We start from the raw sequence: 19,128 nt of genomic DNA on the forward strand, positions 1-19,128 counted from the left end.
CCCTAGAACAAGCCGAGCTGTGCTTTGGGCCGCTTAAGCAATTCGCGGGCCTGAGCCACTTCTTCGGCGGTGACGTCAACGGCTCCGTTCGTTTCCGTGCGCTCCGTGGTGGCCGCACCTGCCCCGCCCTCGCTGGGCTTGGCTAGTGCGGCAACCACCCGCTTCTTGGATACTTCGCGGCGTTGCGGCTCCGGGCCTTCGTCGGTGAGGAGGGCCAAGGCGTGCAGCTTGAAGTAGTTGAGTTTGTTGCCCATTGCCTTCCAGCCCTTCACGTCGATGAATTCGTGCAGGCTGATTTTCTCCGTTTCCTTCTCCGCCTTTTTGTCTTTTTGCACTTTCACCTCCATCATCGGCTCCGGGTTAGCCGTGACGGCCAGCATTTTAGAGCCCTTTGATTCGGAAATAAAAGTAAACCGCTTGGCCAACGTCGTGGTCTCAATGCGGAAGCGTTTCACGTAGTGGATTTTGGTATCGCCATCAACGTACACCGCCGAAAGCACCGTTTCGGGCTCGTATTTGCGCAGCAGCACAATGTTAGGAACGTCGTAATGGTTGGCCGGGTCGGGCGTGGTCAGCTCGTAGCTGCCGTCCTTGAAAACAACCAGCACGTGGTTTTCGGTATCGAAGGTGCCCAGGTACCGGCCGTGGCCGGCCGTATTGAGGCGGCCCACTACGCTGTCGAAGAAGATTTCGCGGCCGCCCAGGGTGGAATCGCCAAGGGTTTTCTGCGTAATCTTCTTGATTGGCTGCTTGGTCACGATGTTGCCCATCGAACCTTTTCCCTTGATGCCCAGCTCCGCAAAATCGAAATCAAACTGCTTGACCCGCGCCGGGGCCTTGTCCGACAACTGAATGCTGACGATTTCGGACTCTGAGTTGGGATTGGCGGTCAGGTACAGGGTTTTGGTGCCTTTCGTGCCCTTGGTCAGGTCGTACGTTTTGTCGCGCGTGATACCCGAAACCAGGAAGCGTTTCGCGAAGGAAATGCCCGAAGCCCCGTCCAAATACACCATGTTGTACACCAGCCGGTCGTCGTTCTTATTGTAAACGCCGACGTGAAGAATATCGCGGCCCACAAAGGTTTTCTCAGCGATTTTGGTCACCGTAAACGTGCCGTCGCGCTTGATGGCAATGATGTCGTCGAGGTCGGAACAATCGCACACAAACTCGTCCTTTTTGAGGCCAAAACCCACAAAGCCATCTGCCCGGTTCACGTAGAGCTTTTGGTTGGCAATGGCCACCTTTTGCGCCGTCACCACGTCGAAGGTGCGCAGCTGCGTTTTGCGCTCACGCCCCGCGCCGTACTTCTTCAGCAGGCCTTCGAAGTAATTGATGGCGTAACGGGTCAGATTGGCTAGGTGGTCGGCTACTTCAGCCAATTCTGCTTCCAGCCGCTGGATGTACTCATCGGCTTTGAAGCCGTCGAATTTCGAAATGCGTTTGATGCGAATTTCGGTCAGGCGGGTCAAGTCGTCTTCCAGTATGGGCCGCCGGAGCAGAATTCGCTGGTCGTCGGCCTTGGCCTTCTCCCCTTCTATGCGCACAAATTTCTTGAGCCCTTTGTCAATCGTCTCCAGAATTTCGGCCCACGTTTCGCACTCTTCAATCTTGCGATAAATGCGGTTTTCGATGAAAATCTTCTCCAGCGAGGCGTTGTGCCACTTTTCCCACAGCTCATCCTGCCTGATTTCCAACTCGCGCTCCAGCAGGCGCACCGTTGCTTTGGTGCTTTGCCGCAACACGTCTTCCACGCCCACAAAGCGGGGCTTGTCATCAATGATGACGCAGGTGTTGGGCGAGATGCTGATTTCACAATCGGTGAAGGCATACAGCGCGTCCATGGTCAGGTCAGGCGAAACGCCCGCAGGCAACTGCACCTGAATTTCCACGTTGGCCGCCGTGTTATCGACCACCTTTTTAATCTTGATTTTGTTGGCTTCCGAGGCTTTCACGATGCTTTCCATCAGCGCCGTAGTCGTGGAGCCGTACGGAATGTCGCGGATGATGAGCAGCGTTTTATCGACCTTCTCAATGGTGGCGCGCAGCCGGATTTTGGCACCGCGCATGCCCGAGTTGTAGTTGGTCACGTCGCACAGTCCGCCCGTCGAAAAGTCTGGAAACAGCTGCACTTCCCGGCCCCGCAGCACGTCGATGCTGGCCTTGCACAACTCCCGGAAGTTGTGAGGCATAATCTTGGTGCTCAAGCCCACGGCAATGCCCTCCACACCCTGCGCGAGCAGCAACGGGAATTTCACGGGCAGCGTGGTGGGCTCGCGCTTGCGGCCGTCGTAGCTAAGCTGCCACTCGGTGGTGTCGGGATTGAACACCACATCCAAGGCAAACTTGCTCAGCCGGGCTTCAATGTAGCGCGGCGCGGCGGCGCCGTCGCCGGTGCGCACGTCGCCCCAGTTGCCCTGGGTTTCAATTAGCAAATCTTTCTGGCCCAGGTTCACCATGGCGTCACCAATGCTGGCGTCGCCGTGCGGGTGGTATTGCATGGTTTGGCCGATGACGTTGGCCACCTTGTTGAAGCGACCGTCGTCCATCTCCTTCATGGCGTGCAGGATGCGCCGCTGCACGGGCTTCAGGCCATCTTCAATGGCGGGCACAGCGCGCTCCAGAATTACGTAGGAAGCATAATCCAGAAACCAGTTCTGGTACATTCCTTTCACAGTAGCAACGTCGTGGATAGTCTCGCCGGGCGCAAACTTGGGCTCTTCCTCGGTCTCGGGTTCGGGCGCAATGTCGACGGCCATATGAACGGCGGGCGTTTCGCCAAACAAGCTATTCGCCTCAACAGGCGGAGTGAGCGCGCCACCGGCGGGATGCGCGAGTGCTTGCTCCGCCGCATCGTGGTCCGCAAAACTGGCGGGCTCTACCGCATCGGCCGCGGCGGCGGGCGAAAACGCCGTCAGGTCAAAGTCCAACGAATCGCCGGGCTGCAAGAAATTTTCGTCAGGAGATTCGGAAGCAGGAGTATCGAGAGTAGCCACAGGGAAATCAAAAGAAGTCGGCGAACTGCCGTCAAAAATACCGGAATCAGCGAGGAGCGCAACAAATTACAATTCCAGGCAGAGCTGGAAAGTTCCCAATTTTTTTAGCTACTTCAGGGGTTTCGCACAGCCTGCAACTAATCGCAAACGCTGTCCTGAATCAAATAACGGCATTAAATCACAAACCGCAAACTAATATCAATAGCCAATTCGGCTGTGATTTACATTCCAGCAAGCTGGACAATTAATCCAAACCTCGCCAAACGAAAAAAGCCCGAGCCAAAGGCCCGAGCTTTTCCGTGGAATGTGCCGACTAGTCTACCCCTAGGCGGCGGTTCAAACCTACGCAAAAAAACCAACAATGCAAAATGCCGAACTTTCTCGAGTAAAATATTTTAGCCTTGCCTAGGTCTCTAAATAAAAAAGGCAACGGCCATGGCTTGTGTCAATCTGATACTAAAACAAGCCTTGTTATTGATAATGTTAAATTATTTATTGCAATATAAATACAAATTATTCTACCAGAAACATCGCAAATAATCAATTATTTGGTTCTTGTAAAAACATAATTGCAAAAATTGAATCACGCGAAAGTGATATTGACAATAATCAATTAACGGTTCAGCTTAAATGGTTGGCAATGGGACAGCTATCCGCACGCCGAAGCCGGTGCGAGTCCCATCGGCGGCCAAGACGGGTCCGGTAGTGGCGGCTCCACCAATAGCATTGGCTCGAGCGTCAATGTGGGCCAACCCCTGCCCGGCCCGCAAGTCCAAGCCGGCTTGGCCGCCGGCAGGAACGGACTGGCCATTGTCGATGACATCAATGATTAGCTGAGGCCCCTCGAGCCGAATGCGAATAATGACCTGCGTGGCATGAATTGCGTGCTTGAGAATATGCTGCAGGCTTTCCTTGTAAATCAGGTACAAGTTGCGGCGCAGGCGGGTGTGTAGCCGCACCGTGGCGGCTACCTCGGGAGCTTCAAGCACAACTTCGATGCCCCGGGAACACAGCAGTTCGTGGGCATATTCCCGCATGCGGTTCAGTAGCTCGGCCAGGTAATCTTGTTGGGTGTCGAGACTCCACACCACGTCGTTGAGCTGGCGCACCGCGGTGCGGCTGGCTTCCGACAGCCGGCTGATTTGCAGGCGTTGGCCCGCGGCATCGGCTAAGCCCTCTTGCAGGAGGTTGCTTTGAAGGCTGATTTGGCGGAGCAGCGCGCCCACATCGTCCCGCAAATCGGCCGCCAGCAGCGTTCGCAACGCCGATTCGCGGGCGGACTGCCGCTGGCGAAAGCGCCACAGCAAATAACCGGCAAAGCCAATTGCAAGCACCCCAAGCCCACTCAGACCAAGCAACTGGCGCTGCTGCCGCAACTTATCGAGCTCGCGTTCCTGTGCCTGCAGGCGCGATTGCTGCGTGAGCAGTTTGATTTGCGCCTGTTGCTGCCCCAATTCAAAGTTTAATTGCAGGGCGGCCGTGCGGCGAACCGTCGATTCGTTGAGCAGGCTATCATTGAAAGCTTTGCGGCCAATGGAAGCCTGATAAGCGCGCGCAAAATCCTTCTCCTTCGCGTAGGCCAGCGCCAGCACCTCATTAGCCGCCCGGCTGCCCTCAACGGCCCGGACTAGTTTGCTAGCTTGCAGGCTGCGCTCGCCGTAGATAATCGCGCTATCGGACTGCCCTTGCCGCAGGAAGGCCCGAGCCAAAATCCCCTGTGCTCGGGGAATGGCCACCCGCTGGCCAGCCAGAATGGATTGCCGCAATGCGGCCGATGCTAACGCAAACGACTGAGCGAAATCTCCTTGCCGCTCACTCACCTCAGCCAAGTTCAGTTGCATGGTAAGTACCTCAGATGCATTGTGCAATTTCTGGCTCACGGCCATGCTTTGCACGTAATAGTGCCGCGCCTCAGCCCACTTTTTCTGGCTCTTGGCTACATCCCCAAGGCCGCCCAACGCCAAATTGATGCGGTCAGGATAGTCATAACGACGAGCTACCTGCAGGGCATCGAAAAGATAGTCGCGGGCGTGAGCGTAGTCGCCCAGTTTAGTAAACGTGTTACCCACCTGGATTTTCAGGTTGGTCTGAAATCGGCGGGTATTCGTGTTGGTGGGTAAGGCCAAGCCCTGAAAGCAGTGGGCCAAGCTGGCAGCGTACTGCCCTTGCTGGTCGGCTACCTGCGCCAAGCGGCCGTGGCAGCGTACCTCACCGCCTTGGTCATGCACCTTCTTAAACTCATCGCGCGATTCGTTCAGGAGCCGCACCGCCGGGCCATATTCCGCCAGGGTGATGTGGTAATCGGCCAAATCCAATAGGGTTTCGGCCACTAAATCTTTGTATCGCAGGCGGCGCGCCAGCGAAAGGGCCTCCTCTAATATCGGGCGCGCAGCCTTCACATTTTGCAGCTTGACTTCCCACGCCAAGTTCGTGAGCAGGACCACGCGGGTTGAATCGAAATCTGAATGGTTTTCAATCAGCGCTTTGATGCTATCAATTCGATGCTGTTGGGAGTGCCACAGGCTAGACTGCGGCGGCGGAACGGCTGCCAGAGCAGTAGGCTGGCTGCTAACGGCCGCGGCCAAACGGGCTGGCGCAGCTAGAAGAACAACGCCGCCCGCGAAGATGAATAACGCCCGCACCGCCACTCGATGCCACTTCAGTAAAGGTTTTCGCATTCAGCTTGGCAATAATCAGATAAAGGTAATATTGTTGAGGTTGAACAAAACGTCTACCCGATTAGCCCTTCATAATTTATTACTTAAATGCAATAATGCGCTGCTCGGCCGTTGCCAAACAGCGCATTATAACGCTACTGAACGGCATGATAAAATTAAACTATTTCCACTTCCAGCACTTCCGCTGCCGGCAGTACATCACTGGTAATCAAGTCTTTTTCGAGGCGAAGATTATCGATGATAAAATTCTGGCGGTCGGGCGTGTTTTTACCCATGTAGTAAGTGAGCACCTGCTGAATGCTGCGGTCCGACTGCAGAATAACGGGCTCGAGCTTGATGTTTTCGCCGATGAATTTGCCAAATTCTTCCGGCGAAATCTCCCCCAGACCCTTAAAACGCGTGATTTCGGGGTTTTTGCCCAGCTTACGCATGGCGGCCTGCTTCTCCTGCTCGTTGTAGCAGTAAATGGTTTCCTTCTTGTTGCGCACCCGAAACAACGGCGTTTCGAGGATGAAGACGTGGCCGTTGCGGACCAAGTCGGGGAAAAACTGCAGGAAAAACGTGAGCAGCAACAGGCGAATGTGCATGCCATCGACGTCGGCATCGGTAGCCACTACCACGCGGTTGTAACGCAGGTGCTCAATGCCTTCCTCAATGTTGAGCGCGTGCTGCAGGAGGTTTAATTCCTCGTTCTCGTACACGATTTTTTTCTTCAGGCCAAAGCAGTTCAGCGGCTTGCCGCGCAGGCTGAACACGGCCTCTAGCTCCACGTTGCGGCTCTTGGTGATGCTGCCCGAAGCTGAGTCGCCTTCGGTGATAAAAAGCGTGGTGAGCAATTCTTTTTCGGCGCCGTCCTTGGCATTCTCGCCCAAATGGAAGCGGCAGTCGCGCAGCTTGCGGTTGTGCAGGTTGGCTTTCTTGGCGCGCTGGTTGGCTAGCTTTTTCACGCCGGCCATGTCCTTGCGCTCCCGTTCGCTCTGCTCGATGCGCTTGCGCAGCGCCTCGGCTACCGCCTGGTTTTTGTGCAGGTAGTTGTCCAGGTGCTCCTTCACAAAATCGAGAATGAAGCCGCGCACCGAGGGGCCGTCCTCGCCCATGTTCACACTGCCGAGCTTGGTTTTGGTCTGGCTCTCGAACACCGGCTCCTGCACCCGCACCGAAATGGCGGCAATGATGCTGGCCCGGATGTCGGCCGCGTCGTAATCTTTCTTGTAGAATTCGCGCACGGCCTTCACCACGGCTTCGCGGAATGCCGCTAAGTGAGTGCCGCCCTGTGTAGTATACTGGCCGTTCACGAAGGAGTAATACTCCTCGCCGTAGTCGTTGCCGTGCGTCATGGCCATCTCGATATCCGCCGCCTTGAGGTGGATAATGGGGTAGCGCAGGTGCTCCACGTCGGCCTTGCGGGAGAGCAAATCGAGCAGTCCGTTTTCGGAATAATACTTCTGCCCGTTGAAGTTGATGGTCAGGCCGGCGTTGAGGTAGACGTAGTTCCAGATTTGATTTTCGAGGTACTCCGGGATGAAGCGGTAATTCTTGAAAATTGTGTCGTCGGGCTGGAACGTGACCAGCGTGCCGTTGCGCTGGCTGGTTTTTTGGGGTTTGGGGTCGCTCACCAACTTGCCCTGGGCAAACTCGGCCGACTTCAGCACGCCTTCGCGCACGCTTTGCACCAAGAAATAGCCACTGAGGGCGTTCACGGCTTTGGTGCCCACGCCGTTCAAGCCCACGGACTTCTGAAACACCTTAGAATCGTATTTGCCGCCCGTATTGATTTTACTCACCACGTCCACCACCTTGCCCAATGGAATGCCGCGGCCGTAATCCCGCACCTGCACCCGGGAATCCGAAATCTTAATATCGATGGTGCGGCCGTGGCCCATCACGTGTTCATCGATGCAATTATCGACCACTTCTTTCACCAACACGTAGATGCCGTCGTCGTAAGCGGAGCCATCGCCCAGCTTGCCGATGTACATACCCGGACGCAGCCGGATGTGCTCGCGCCAGTCCAGCGAGCGAATGCTGTCTTCGTTGTAGCCGTGGTCGGCGACTTTAACCGCCACTTCGGCGGCTTCGGTCAGGGATTCGTCGTTCATTGGGGCAACTGTTGTCCAGGTTTTAGGTAAAATAACGCACAAAATAGCAGCAGGGCAAGAAATATTGCCAGCTCTTTTAGCATCTTCTCACTAATTTATTTAGTTTCCAACACCGCTTTCCAGGCTCCGGTTCACTCGCAATGCTTCGGCCCATTGCATCATCTCCACTCCCCTCTCACTCCTTACTTATGTTTCCTCCTCTAATCAACCGCGGCTCGCCGCATTCCAACGTATCTCAGCAAAGCGGAGCGCTGACCGAAGCCAAGCTGGCGCCGGTGATACACTACACATTTTTGCTAATTGGCCTGTCGCTGCTGGTTTTTGTGCTGCACAAGCTCGACGGCATTCTGCTGCCGCTGTTCTTTTCGGCCTTGCTTTCCACCCTGCTGCTGCCCTTGGTGAGCAAGCTGGAAGCGCGGGGCTGGCCGCGGTCCATCGCCATTCTCGCAACCATTCTGCTCCTGATTGGCGGCATTGCCGGGTTGGTCGTGGTATTCGGCGCGCAAATCATGGATTTACGGGCCGAGTTGCCCATGATTCAGCAAAAGCTGGTGACGTTTTTCGACCAAGGCCAGAAGTGGCTGCACGACCGGTTTGGCATGCGCGTGATGAGCAAAGACGAGCTGATTGACTCTTCGCTGAGCTCGGCCAAAAAGTCGGCCGGCGGCTTTCTTGGCAGCACCATCAGCACCACGGCCGGGGTGCTGAGCGTGCTCACGCTGGTGCCCATTTATATTTTCTGCTTCCTGTATTACCGCGACCATATGCGGCAGTTCATGTTCCGCTTCGTGTCGCCAGACAAGCGCACGGCCGTGCTGCATACCATGGACAACATTCAGAGCGTGGTGCAGGCCTACATCACGGGGCTGCTCATGGTGATTGTGATTGTGGCGGTGCTCAATGGCATTGGGCTGTTGCTGCTCGGGGTGAAGTTTGCCATCTTTTTTGCCATTTTCGCTTCGGTGCTGGCGGTTATTCCCTACATCGGTATCCTGGTAGGCGCCACCATTCCGGCCCTGATTACACTGGTCGAGACCGGTTCCCCAAGCAAGGCGGCCGCGGTGGTGGGCGTGTTTGTGTTTGTGCAGTTTCTGGAAGGCAACTTCATCACGCCCATGATTACCGGCTCCAAAGTGAGCATCAATCCCATGGCAGCCATTGTGGCCCTCATCTTGGGAGGCGAGTTGTGGGGCACGCCGGGCATGATATTAAGTATCCCGCTTGTGGCCGTACTCAAGGTTGTGTTTGACTCGAACAAAACGACCGAACCCTGGGGATTTTTGCTGGGCGACGTCACGGACGGTGACGACAGCAAAAAGGACACTTCGAGCAGCAAACCGGGCTTTTTTGGCAAAGCCTGGCACATGATAAAGCGCATGTAGAAGCTGGACTTTAACCTTATTTTGTGTAACCAATAACTGATGGCGGCAGTATTTACAGGAAATATATCTTCCACCAACCATCCTTTATGCTATGGCAACACCGAATGAAAAAACCGTCCGTGCTTACAATGACTTGGTTGAAATCAACAAGTCGGCAACCAAAGGCTACCAGGAAGCTGCCGAGGGTGTGACCAATCCCAAAATCAAAACGGAACTGAGTCGCCTCTCGCAGCAGCGGGCCCAATTTGCGTCCGAACTGTCGCAGCAGGCCAAGCAGTTTGGGGTAAATGTGAACGAGAGCGGCACCCTGGAAGGCGCCATGACAGATGCTGCCGCCGCCGTCCACCGCGGCTGGATTAACATTAAATCGGCCATTACGGGCCACGACGACAAGGCCATCCTCAACGAGTGTGAAACTGGCGATGCCACGGCCCTAAAAGCCTACGAAACGGCCCTCTCAGCTGACTTGCCCATGCAGGCCAAAAGTGTAATTGAGCAGCAGCGCAGTCAGATTCTGAACGCCAAAAACATGGTAACCCAGCTGAAAGGCCAGGTTAAGTAATGTCAAGGCCGTACTGTTGGCCCGCCTAAGTTGCGGACTTGCTTTCACTGATTAATATTCCTCGAAAAGGCCGTCCTATTGGGGCGGCTTTTTTCTTGTGCAACCTTCTGCCCGGCTAAGTTTGTTAGTCTTTCTTCTGACCACTATCCCGGCCCTGCGATTTGTACGCCATTATTGACCTTGAAACCACCGGCGGGCAGCCCACCCAGGACCGCATCACCGAAATAGCCATTTATATCCACGACGGCGAGAAAATCGTGGACGAGTACGCGACCCTGCTCAACCCGGGCCGGGCGATTCCGCCGTTTATCACCCAGCTCACGGGCATCACCAACGACATGGTGAGCGATGCCCCCAAGTTCCATGAAGTGGCGCGCAAGGTGGTGGAAATGACCGAGGGCTGCGTGTTTGTGGCCCACAACGTGCGGTTCGACTACTCCTTTTTGAAGAAGGAATTTGCTGACCTCGGCTACAATTATTCGCGCAAAACCTTGTGCACGGTGCGCCTAAGCCGCTCGCTCATTCCCGGCCAGCCTAGCTACAGCCTGGGCAAGCTGTGCCAGAACATCGGGATTACGCTGGAAAACCGCCACCGCGCCGCGGGCGATGCCCATGCCACGGCGGTGCTATTCGGCCGGCTGCTCAAAATCACGCAGGATAGCGAAGCGGTGCAAAACGGGCTTCCTCCGGCCGACACTCTGGCGCGGGTGGATGCCCTGGCACCGGCCGGCCGCCGCCCCGATGGCACCAAGGGACCCTCGCCCAAGCGCGTGGCGGCGGTGCAGGAAGCCATTCGCACGGCGCTGATTCCGCCGCTCGTTTCGCCGGCTTTGGTGGCCAGCCTGCCGCAGGCCACGGGCGTGTACTACTTCCACAACGAAGCCGGCGAGGTGATTTACGTGGGCAAGAGCATCAACATTTACAAGCGCATTCAGCAGCACTTTGCAGTGGACGTCAAATCGCGCAAAAGCCTGGAGTTCAAAAATTCTATTGCCGATATCACCTGGGAGCTGACGGGCTCGGAGTTGGTGGCGCTGCTCTACGAATCGCACCTGATTAAACAGCTCAAACCGGCTTACAACCGACAGCAGCGGCGCTCGGTGTTTCCGGCCGGCATCTACCTGCGCATTGATGAGCAAGGCTACAAGCGCCTGGCCTACGGCCGCGCCGATGCCCGCAACGCCGAAATTCCCATCATTGCGCTGGGCAACCAATACAAAGCCCAGGGTTTTCTTTACCACAAAGTGGCCAAGTACAACCTTTGCCAAAAGCTGTGCGGCCTTTACAAAACGCAGGGCGCGTGCTTCGACTATCAGGTGCACCGCTGCCAGGGCGCCTGCGTGGGCCAGGAGGCGCCGGAGAGCTACAACTTGCGCGTGGACGAAGCCATCGACAGCATCAGCTACGAGCACGACACGTTCGTGGTAATTGGCGCGGGCCGCACCGAACTGGAAAAGACCATTGTGCTGGTCGAGAACGGCAGCTACCGCGGTTTTGGGTACGTCGACGAAACGTTTTCGGCTCGCAAACTGGCCGATTTCCGCGATGTAATTAAGCCTTTCACTGATAACAAGGACATCCAGCAAATTATCCGGCTGCACCTGCGCACCAGGCACAAAGGCGAGCGGGTGAAGGTATTTGGGTGATTTGAAAGCTAACGCTTACTGCTGCCTAAAATCAAAAAGCGGCCCACCGAATGAATCCGGTGGGCCGCTTTCTGATTTTGGCGGAGCTGCCTACTTCTTTCCGGCCACAATCTCGTCTACCACCAAAGGGTCCAGCAGCGTGGTAACGTCGCCTAGGTTGGTGGTTTCGCCTTCGGCAACTTTGCGTAGGATGCGCCGCATGATTTTACCCGAGCGGGTTTTGGGCAAGCCCGAAACGAGTTGAATTTTGTCGGGCTTGGCGATGCGGCCGATGTGGGCCACCACGGCTTCGACAATGCTGGCCTCGGTACGCTGAATGTCGATATCGGTCGTGGGCACCCCGTTTTGGCAGATGACGTAGGCGTAAATTCCCTGGCCTTTCACGTCGTGCGGATAACCCACAACGGCACTCTCCACCACAAACTCGCTTTCGTTGATGGCGCTTTCAATCTCGGCCGTGCCAAAGCGGTGGCCGCTCACGTTGATAACGTCATCGACGCGGCCAATGATGCGGTAAAGGCCTTGTTCGTCGCGCCGGGCGCCATCGCCGGTGAAATAGTAGCCGGGATAGGGCTGGAAATACGTTTGCTGCGCACGGGCATGGTCGCCCCAAGTGGTGCGGATGATGCCCGGCCAGCTGCCCTTAATGGCGAGGTAGCCTTCCTGGTCGTTGCCCTTGATTTCGGTCCCGTCCTGGTTCAGCAGTACGGGCTGCACGCCCGGCAGCGGCAGGCCCGCCCGCGCCGGCACCGAAGGCGTAATGCCCGCCATGGCCGAAATCATGATGCCTCCGGTTTCCGTCTGCCACCACGTGTCCACGATGGGGCAGCGGCCCTTGCCCACGTGCTGGTGGTACCAATGCCAAGCTTCCTCGTTGATGGGCTCGCCCACCGAGCCCAGTATGCGCAGGCTGCTGAGCGAATACGCCAGCACGTGGTCGATGGGCGCGGCCATGAGCGAGCGGATGGCGGTGGGCGCAGTGTAGAATATGGTGACGTTGTGCTTGTCAATCACCTCCCAGAACCGGCCCGGCGAAGGAAAGGTAGGCACGCCCTCAAACAACACGGTGGTGCTGCCAGCCAGCAGCGGGCCGTAGAGGCCGTAGGTGTGGCCGGTTACCCAGCCGATGTCGGCCGTGCACCAGTACACGTCGTTTTCCTCCACCTGAAACACGTTCCGGAACGTATAATCGGCCCAGACCATGTAGCCGGCCTGGGTGTGCACCACGCCCTTTGGCTTGCCGGTGCTGCCGCTGGTGTAAAGGATAAAGAGAGGGTCTTCTGCCGCCATTTCTTCGGCGGGGCAGTTTTTATCTACCTCCATCACCTCTTCGTGAAACCAGACGTCCCGGTCGGCCACCATTTGCACGGGCCAGCCGGTGTGCTCCACCACCAGCATGCGCTTCACCGATGGGCACTGCGCCAAGGCTTCATCAACCACGCTCTTCACTGGGATTTGCTTGGCCCCGCGCTCCAGGGCGTCGGCCGTGATGACGAAGGAGGCCTGCGCATCGTTTATGCGGTCGGCAATGGCGGCGGCCGAGAAGCCGGCAAACACCACGCCGTGCACCGCCCCAATGCGGGCACAAGCCAGCACGGCAATGGCCAGTTGCGGAATCATGGGCAGGTAAAGCACCACTCGGTCGCCCTTTTTCACCCCATTTTTCTTGAGCACGTTGGCCATTTCGCACACTTGCGCGTGCAACTCTCGATACGTCAGGCGCAGGTGGCGGGTGCGGGGGTCGTTGGGTTCGAAGATGATGGCCAGCTTATTGGCGCGCTGTTCGAGGTGGCGGTCGAGGCAGTTTTCGGTGATGTTGAGGGTAGCGCCGTCGAACCAAGTGCTTTGGCCTTCGGGCGAAAACTGCCCACCGCGCACACTGCCCCACTTGCGCCGCCAGGTGAAGGGCTCGGCCACGGCTGCCCAAAAGGCGTCGGGGTCTTCCACCGACTGCTGATAAGCGGCGTGGTATTCGTCGAGGGTGCGAACGCGGGCGTGAGCTGGGGTATTTTCAGACATAATGGGGTGATTGGTATGGTGCAGAATGAGAAGTATTTTAATGTTGTAAAAGGCCCTTGAACCTGAATTACCCAGCTTTTTCGAAAGCCGCCCCAATGGCCCGCCGCCGAAAAGCTGCGCTGATTTCGTCAAGAATCAGCGGGTCGTCAATGGTGGAGGGAATTGCAAACCCTTCGCCGTCGGCGAGCTGACGGAGGGTTTTGCGCAAAATTTTACCCGAACGGGTTTTGGGCAAGCGCTTCACCACGAGTACCGAGCGGAAGCAGGCCAGGGCACCAATCAGGGTGCGCACGCGGCTCACCAGCTCCTGCTCCACGGCCTCCTCCCCTATGGTTTGGCCGTCTTTGAGCACCACCAGGCCAATCGGCACCTGGCCCCGGAGAGCGTCGGCAATGCCAAGCACGGCACACTCGGCCACGGCGGGGTGCGCGGCCAGAATTTCTTCCATTTCGCCGGTGCTCAAGCGGTGGCCCGCCACGTTGATTACGTCATCAACCCGGCCCATAATGTAACAGTAGCCATCGGTGTCGCGGTAGCCGCCATCGCCGCTGAAATAGTAGCCGGGAAACGGCTTGAGGTAGCCTTCCCGAAACCGAACGTCGTCGTTCCATAGCGTGGGCAAGCAGCCCGGCGGCAACGGTAGCTTCACCGCCACTAAGCCGGTGACGCCGGCTGGTACCGGCGCGCCTTCTTCATCGAGAATCTGGACGTTGTAGCCCGGCACGGGAAAGCCCGCACTGCCCGCCCGGGGTGGCGGCATCCCCTCCAGGCCCACCATGGTGGCCAGCATGGGCCAGCCCGATTCGGTTTGCCACCAGTGGTCCACCACGGGCACGCCGAGGAGCTGGCCGGCCCAGGTGTAGGTAGCGGGGTCGCAACGCTCGCCAGCCAGAAAGAGCTGGCGCAGGCTGCTTAGGTCGTACTGCCGGGCCAGTAGCCCCTCGGAGTCTTCTTTTTTGATGGCCCGAATGGCCGTGGGGGCGGTAAACATCACCTGCACCTTGTGCTGCGCGACCAGGCGCCAAAAAGTACCCGCATCGGGCGTCCGCACGGGTTTGCCTTCGAATAAAACGGACGTACAGCCCTGCAGCAAGGGCCCGTATACAATGTAGGAGTGCCCCACCGCCCAGCCGATATCCGACCCCGCAAACATGGTGTCGCCAGGAGCAAGGCCGTACACCGCTTTCATGCTGAAACGCAGGGCCACCGCGTGGCCGCCGTGGTCACGTACCACGCCTTTGGGCCGGCCGGTAGTGCCGCTGGTGTAAAGAATATAGAGCGTATGGGTGGCGGGCACGGGCACAGCCGCCACAGGCTCGGCTTGCAGCAGTTCCTGGTAATCAACATCCCGCCCGGGCTGCATCTTGGCCGTTACGAAATCGCGCTGCAATACCACCACATGCGCCGGCTGGTGCGTAGCCTGAGCCATGGCTTCCTCCACAAGCGGCTTGTAGGCAACGATGCGGTCAAATTCCATCCCGCCCGAAGCACACACGATAACCCGCGGCTGGGCATCGTCGATGCGCACGGCCAGCTCGTGGGGCGCAAACCCACCAAACACCACCGAATGCACTGCCCCAATGCGGGCACAAGCCAGCATGGCCACCACGGCTTCGGGCAGGTTGGGCATGTAGATGATAACCCGGTCGCCGAGCGCCACGCCCAATTCGCGCAAGCCCCCGGCGAAGCGAGCCGTCATTTCCAGCAGTTCGCCATAGGTGTAAGTGCGCTGCGTATTGGTCACCGGCGAATCATAAATCAGAGCCGGCTGCTGGCCACGGCCGTGCTGCACGTGGAAATCCAGGCAGAGAAACGACGTGTTGAGCGTGCCTTTTTTAAACCACCGGTAAAAACCATTGGCATCCTGAAACAGGGCTTCGCCGGGCGGAGTATCCCATTGCAGTTGCTGGGCCTGGGCCAGCCAAAAGGCGGCGGGGTCGGCTAGGCTAGCGGCATGCGTAGCGGCGTAGGAGCAAGCAGGTTTCATGGGGCGGGTGGGATTGGGCGGGTGGGCAGTGAGAAGCGCGGCTGGGAGAAACTGCGGGGGCGCGCAGGCGGAATTTCCAGCACTGGAATACAAGCGCGGTTTAGGCCGCAACGCCCAGCAGCTCCCGGACTTTTTCCATAAGCTGGCGGGTGCTGAAGGGTTTGGGAATATACAAATCGGCCCCCACTTCATACCCCTTTTTGATGTCTGGCTCGCGGCTTTTAGCCGAAAGAAAGATGACTTTGGTGCCGGTACGGTCGGGCCGCTGGCGCAACTGCCGGCACACCTGGTAGCCGTCCACGTCGGGCATCATCACATCCAGCAGCACCAAGTCGTAGGACGTTTGCTCGATGGCGGCCAGGGCTTCGGTGCCATTGCGGGCAATGCCCACTTGGTACCCGTTTTTGCGCATCAAAAATTCGAGCGACATGACGATGTTGGGCTCGTCGTCAACAATTAAAATGTGGGGTGTTTTCATGGCTCATGGGTAGCAGGCGGGGGAAATCAGATGGGCTAACTGACCAGCTCGGGGGTGCTTACAACGGGCAACTCTATAAAGAAGGAAGCCCCTTGGTCGGGCTGGCTTTCCACCCAAAGGCGGCCGTGGTGCAGGTCGACAATTTTTTTGGTAATGGCCAGACCCAAACCGGTGCCTTCGGGCTTGCGGGTGGTCTGGTTGCGGGCCTGGAAGAATTTCTCGAAAATATGCTCCTGCTCGGCCACCGCAATGCCCTTGCCGTTGTCGGAAACGACGAGGGTAAGCACTTCGGAATGAGCAGCCGCATTTGCGCGCAAAGGGGGCGCCGCGCACGTCACGGTGAGCCGAATGCGGCCCGAACCATCGGCCCGGCAGGCCTTGATGGCATTCGACAGCAGATTCACCAGCACCTGCATCAATCGGTCGCGGTCGGCGGGCAAAGCGGGCACGTGCGGCGGCAGGTCGATGCGCAGGTTGATTTGCTTGTCGCGGAGCAGCTGGCCCACTACTTCCACGGCTTCCTCCAGCAGTTCGGGCACGGGCACGGGCTGGCGCTCCAACGTGGCCTGGCCCGATTCGAACTTCTCCAAATCGAGCACCAGCGAAATGAGGCGGGTGAGCCGTTCGGCTTCGCGGCTGATGGTGAGTTGGAACCGCTGGCGCTCGGGCTCCTCAAGGTCCGGGTTGTCGGCCAGGATTTCGGCCAGGGCCCGGATGCTGGTAAGCGGCGTGCGCAACTCGTGGGTGACGGTGTACAGGAACTCGTCCTTGCGCTGGTCCAGGGCCTGGAGCTGGTCGTAAGCCATGCGCAGCTCGTCGGTGAGGCGCTGGAGCTGGCGCGACTGCTTCAGGAGCTGGCGGTTGGCTTCGAGCAGCTGCTGGCTTTCGCGGAGCATGCCCACCACGTTATCGTAATTGATTTGTTCGGCCCCGGCCACTGAGGCCACCAACATGCGGGCCGATGCCGGGCCCAGGCTGCCGGCTAGGAGCTTCTCGGCGTAGGTCAGCAGGCGCGGGTCGGCGGAGGCAAAATGAGCCGGGGCAGCATTGGCTGACGGGTTATCCTGCGGCATGGCATCCGGAAAGCGGGAGCCGAACGTGCGCAGGGCCTGGTTGGTGCGCTTCTTCCCCAGAAAGCCCAGCAGCAGCGCGCGAACGTCCGGGTATGGGGTGCGGCCCTGCCAGCCGGCCACCTCCTCCCCCAGGCTGCGCCGCTGAAACACGTCCACAAACACGTCGGCCTGCCGCAGCTCCAGCGCCGTGGGCGGCTTCGCCAAGGACAGGCCCACGTATAAGCCGATATTGAAAAACCAGCTCCAGAACAGGCCGTGCGAGAGGTAATCCAGGCCTTCCAGCCCAAACAAGGCAAAGGGCCGCAACCCGGCAATGCCCCCCACGCCTACGGTTAGAATGGACGGCGGAAGCTTGCCCGGCCCCACCATCGTGGGCAATACCAGCGTAAAAAACCAGATGCCAAAGCCGGCCAGCAAGCCCATTGTGGCCCCGCGCCGCGTGCCGCCTTTCCAGTACAAGCCGCCCAGCACGGCGGGCACAAACTGCGCTACGGCCGCAAACGAAACCAAGCCGGTGTTCACCAGCGGCAGCTGTTTGCCCACTTCGGCGTAGTAGCCATACGCCAGCAGCAGCACGGCCAACACGGCCAGCCGCCGGCTTTGCAAGGCCACCCGGCCCAGATAAGCAAACCACCGGGTTTGCAGAGCCGGCCGGGCGGCAGGCACCCGCACCAGCAGCGGCATAAGCAGGTGGTTGCTCATCATCACACTCAGGGCAATGGTTTCGACGATAATCATGCTGCTGGCCGCCGAAATTCCGCCCAGATAAGTGAGCAGCGCCAGCCAAGAATGCCCCGCAGCCAGCGGCAACGCCAGCACAAACGTGTCCGCATCGATGCCGCGGCCACCGAGCTTCAGCATGCCGCCAAAGGCGATGGGCAGCACGAAAACGTTGATGACGATGAGATACAACGGAAACAGCCACATGGCTTTGCGCAGGTGGTCCTCGTCCACGTTTTCCACTACGGACACCTGAAATTGGCGGGGCAGCAACAGCACGGCCGACATGCTCAGCACCAACAGCGTCAGCCACCCGCCTCCGGTAACGCCGGCTCCCTGAAGGGTAAATAACTGCCGCAGCGCGGGCACCGCCGCCGCTTGGTCAAACAAGTCTTTGAAGCCGCCGAACAGGCCAAACGTAACGAACAGCCCCACCACCAGAAACGCGACCAGCTTCAGCACACTTTCCAGGGCCACGGCCAGCACGATGCCTTCGTGGCGCTCGGTGGCTTCTACCGAGCGCACCCCGAAGAAAATGGTGAACACGGCCAGCGCCCCGGTGGTGTAGAGCGCAGTAGCAGCGGCCGGCCCTTCGCCCCCGGCGCCGCTGCCCGTCATGGTTACGAAGGACATGGCAATGGCTTTAATTTGCAGGGCGATGTACGGCACGATGCCCAGCACACAAACCACGGTAACAAGGGCACCTAGCGAGGCGCTTTTGCCATAGCGGGCCGAAATAAAGTCGGCGATGGACGTGAGGCGCTGCTGCCGGCACACCCGGATAATTTTCCGCAGCACCAGCCACCAGGCCGGCGCCAGCAAGGTGGGCCCGAGGTAAATGCTCACGAACTCCAAGCCGTGGTGCGCGGCGCGGCCCACGCTGCCGTAATACGTCCAGGCCGTGCAGTACACGGCCATGCTCAGGGCATACACGTAGGGGTTGCTCACCAAGCTTTTGCGCGCTTCCGACCGTCGCTCTGCGGCGTAGGCTACGCCAAAGAGCAAGGCCAGGTAGCCGAACGAAAAGGCAATGACGAGCAGTTTGGACATATTGAATAAAGCTGGACGGGCAAGGACAGGAAGGCAAGAATGGCCAATGAGTTACCCCATTACCCTACTTACCATTGGTGGCGAGACTCACTCCCTGGATTTGTGGTTGGTTTTTCGGACCAGATACCCGGTCAGGGCCACCAGCATAATCCAGAGCGCCAGAATGTAGAGGTACAGCAAGGGCACGCCGCCAATGCGGGTGTCGTGGTCGAACACGGCCAGCAGCGGGTAGGTGAGCATTACGCCAAATAAGACCGTCAGAAACAGCAGCCGCTGCCCCCGCCGAATTTCGATGTCCTCGGGGCGGGTGCGGTTCGGCATGGATGAGTTGGAATCGGTGGGCATAACCAGGGCGCGACGCGGGTGCGGTAGCCCTCCAATTTAACGGAAAAGCCGCTGGCCCAATGGACCAGCGGCTTTTTTTGGCATTTGCAGCCAAGA

General features: G+C 58.3%; 11 protein-coding genes. 3 read left to right on the plus strand and 8 right to left on the minus strand.

Annotated features, from left to right (window positions below; genetic code table 11):
* Positions 1–2 precede the first annotated feature (2 nt).
* From I2I05_RS16395 to I2I05_RS16405, 3 genes are all read right to left on the minus strand, one after another.
* On the minus strand, positions 3–2,756 hold the full coding sequence (locus tag I2I05_RS16395; RefSeq protein WP_196283369.1) for a DNA gyrase/topoisomerase IV subunit A: 2,754 nt from the start codon (positions 2,754–2,756) through the stop codon (positions 3–5).
* Positions 2,757–3,619: 863 nt separating this feature from the next.
* The gene (locus I2I05_RS16400) at positions 3,620–5,671 is read right to left on the minus strand and encodes a tetratricopeptide repeat protein (protein ID WP_196283331.1); all 2,052 of its coding nucleotides are present in this window, start codon (positions 5,669–5,671) and stop codon (positions 3,620–3,622) included.
* Between the two features lie 155 nt (positions 5,672–5,826).
* A complete protein-coding gene (locus tag I2I05_RS16405) occupies positions 5,827–7,770 on the minus strand; it encodes a DNA topoisomerase IV subunit B (RefSeq protein ID WP_196283332.1) in 1,944 nt (647 codons plus the stop codon).
* Positions 7,771–7,958: 188 nt separating this feature from the next.
* Between I2I05_RS16405 and I2I05_RS16410 the strand changes: the two genes are divergently transcribed.
* From I2I05_RS16410 to I2I05_RS16420, 3 genes are all read left to right on the plus strand, one after another.
* Entirely contained in the window at positions 7,959–9,152 is a 1,194-nt protein-coding gene (locus I2I05_RS16410; RefSeq protein WP_196283333.1) for an AI-2E family transporter, read from the plus strand.
* A gap of 91 nt (positions 9,153–9,243) precedes the next feature.
* The gene (locus I2I05_RS16415) at positions 9,244–9,714 is read left to right on the plus strand and encodes a ferritin-like domain-containing protein (protein ID WP_196283334.1); all 471 of its coding nucleotides are present in this window, start codon (positions 9,244–9,246) and stop codon (positions 9,712–9,714) included.
* Between the two features lie 161 nt (positions 9,715–9,875).
* Complete coding sequence (locus tag I2I05_RS16420; RefSeq protein WP_196283335.1) at positions 9,876–11,360, plus strand: exonuclease domain-containing protein; 1,485 nt, start codon at positions 9,876–9,878, stop codon at positions 11,358–11,360.
* Between the two features lie 90 nt (positions 11,361–11,450).
* Here I2I05_RS16420 and acs read toward each other — a convergent pair whose 3' ends face one another.
* The 5 genes from acs to I2I05_RS16445 form a co-directional block, all read right to left on the minus strand.
* Complete coding sequence (gene acs / locus I2I05_RS16425; RefSeq protein WP_196283336.1) at positions 11,451–13,379, minus strand: acetate--CoA ligase; 1,929 nt, start codon at positions 13,377–13,379, stop codon at positions 11,451–11,453.
* Positions 13,380–13,446: 67 nt separating this feature from the next.
* Positions 13,447–15,366: an AMP-binding protein gene (locus tag I2I05_RS16430; RefSeq protein ID WP_196283337.1), complete on the minus strand. Its 1,920-nt coding sequence runs from the start codon at positions 15,364–15,366 to the stop codon at positions 13,447–13,449.
* A gap of 100 nt (positions 15,367–15,466) precedes the next feature.
* Entirely contained in the window at positions 15,467–15,844 is a 378-nt protein-coding gene (locus I2I05_RS16435) for a response regulator transcription factor (RefSeq protein WP_196283338.1), read from the minus strand.
* A gap of 35 nt (positions 15,845–15,879) precedes the next feature.
* Positions 15,880–18,687, minus strand: a complete 2,808-nt coding sequence (locus tag I2I05_RS16440) for a sensor histidine kinase (protein ID WP_196283339.1) — start codon at positions 18,685–18,687, stop codon at positions 15,880–15,882.
* A gap of 87 nt (positions 18,688–18,774) precedes the next feature.
* Entirely contained in the window at positions 18,775–19,032 is a 258-nt protein-coding gene (locus I2I05_RS16445) for a DUF485 domain-containing protein (RefSeq protein ID WP_196283340.1), read from the minus strand.
* Between the last annotated feature and the right edge of the window lie 96 nt (positions 19,033–19,128).

The sequence above is a fragment of the Hymenobacter jeongseonensis genome (genome assembly GCF_015694725.1).
Lineage (GTDB): Bacteria > Bacteroidota > Bacteroidia > Cytophagales > Hymenobacteraceae > Hymenobacter > Hymenobacter jeongseonensis.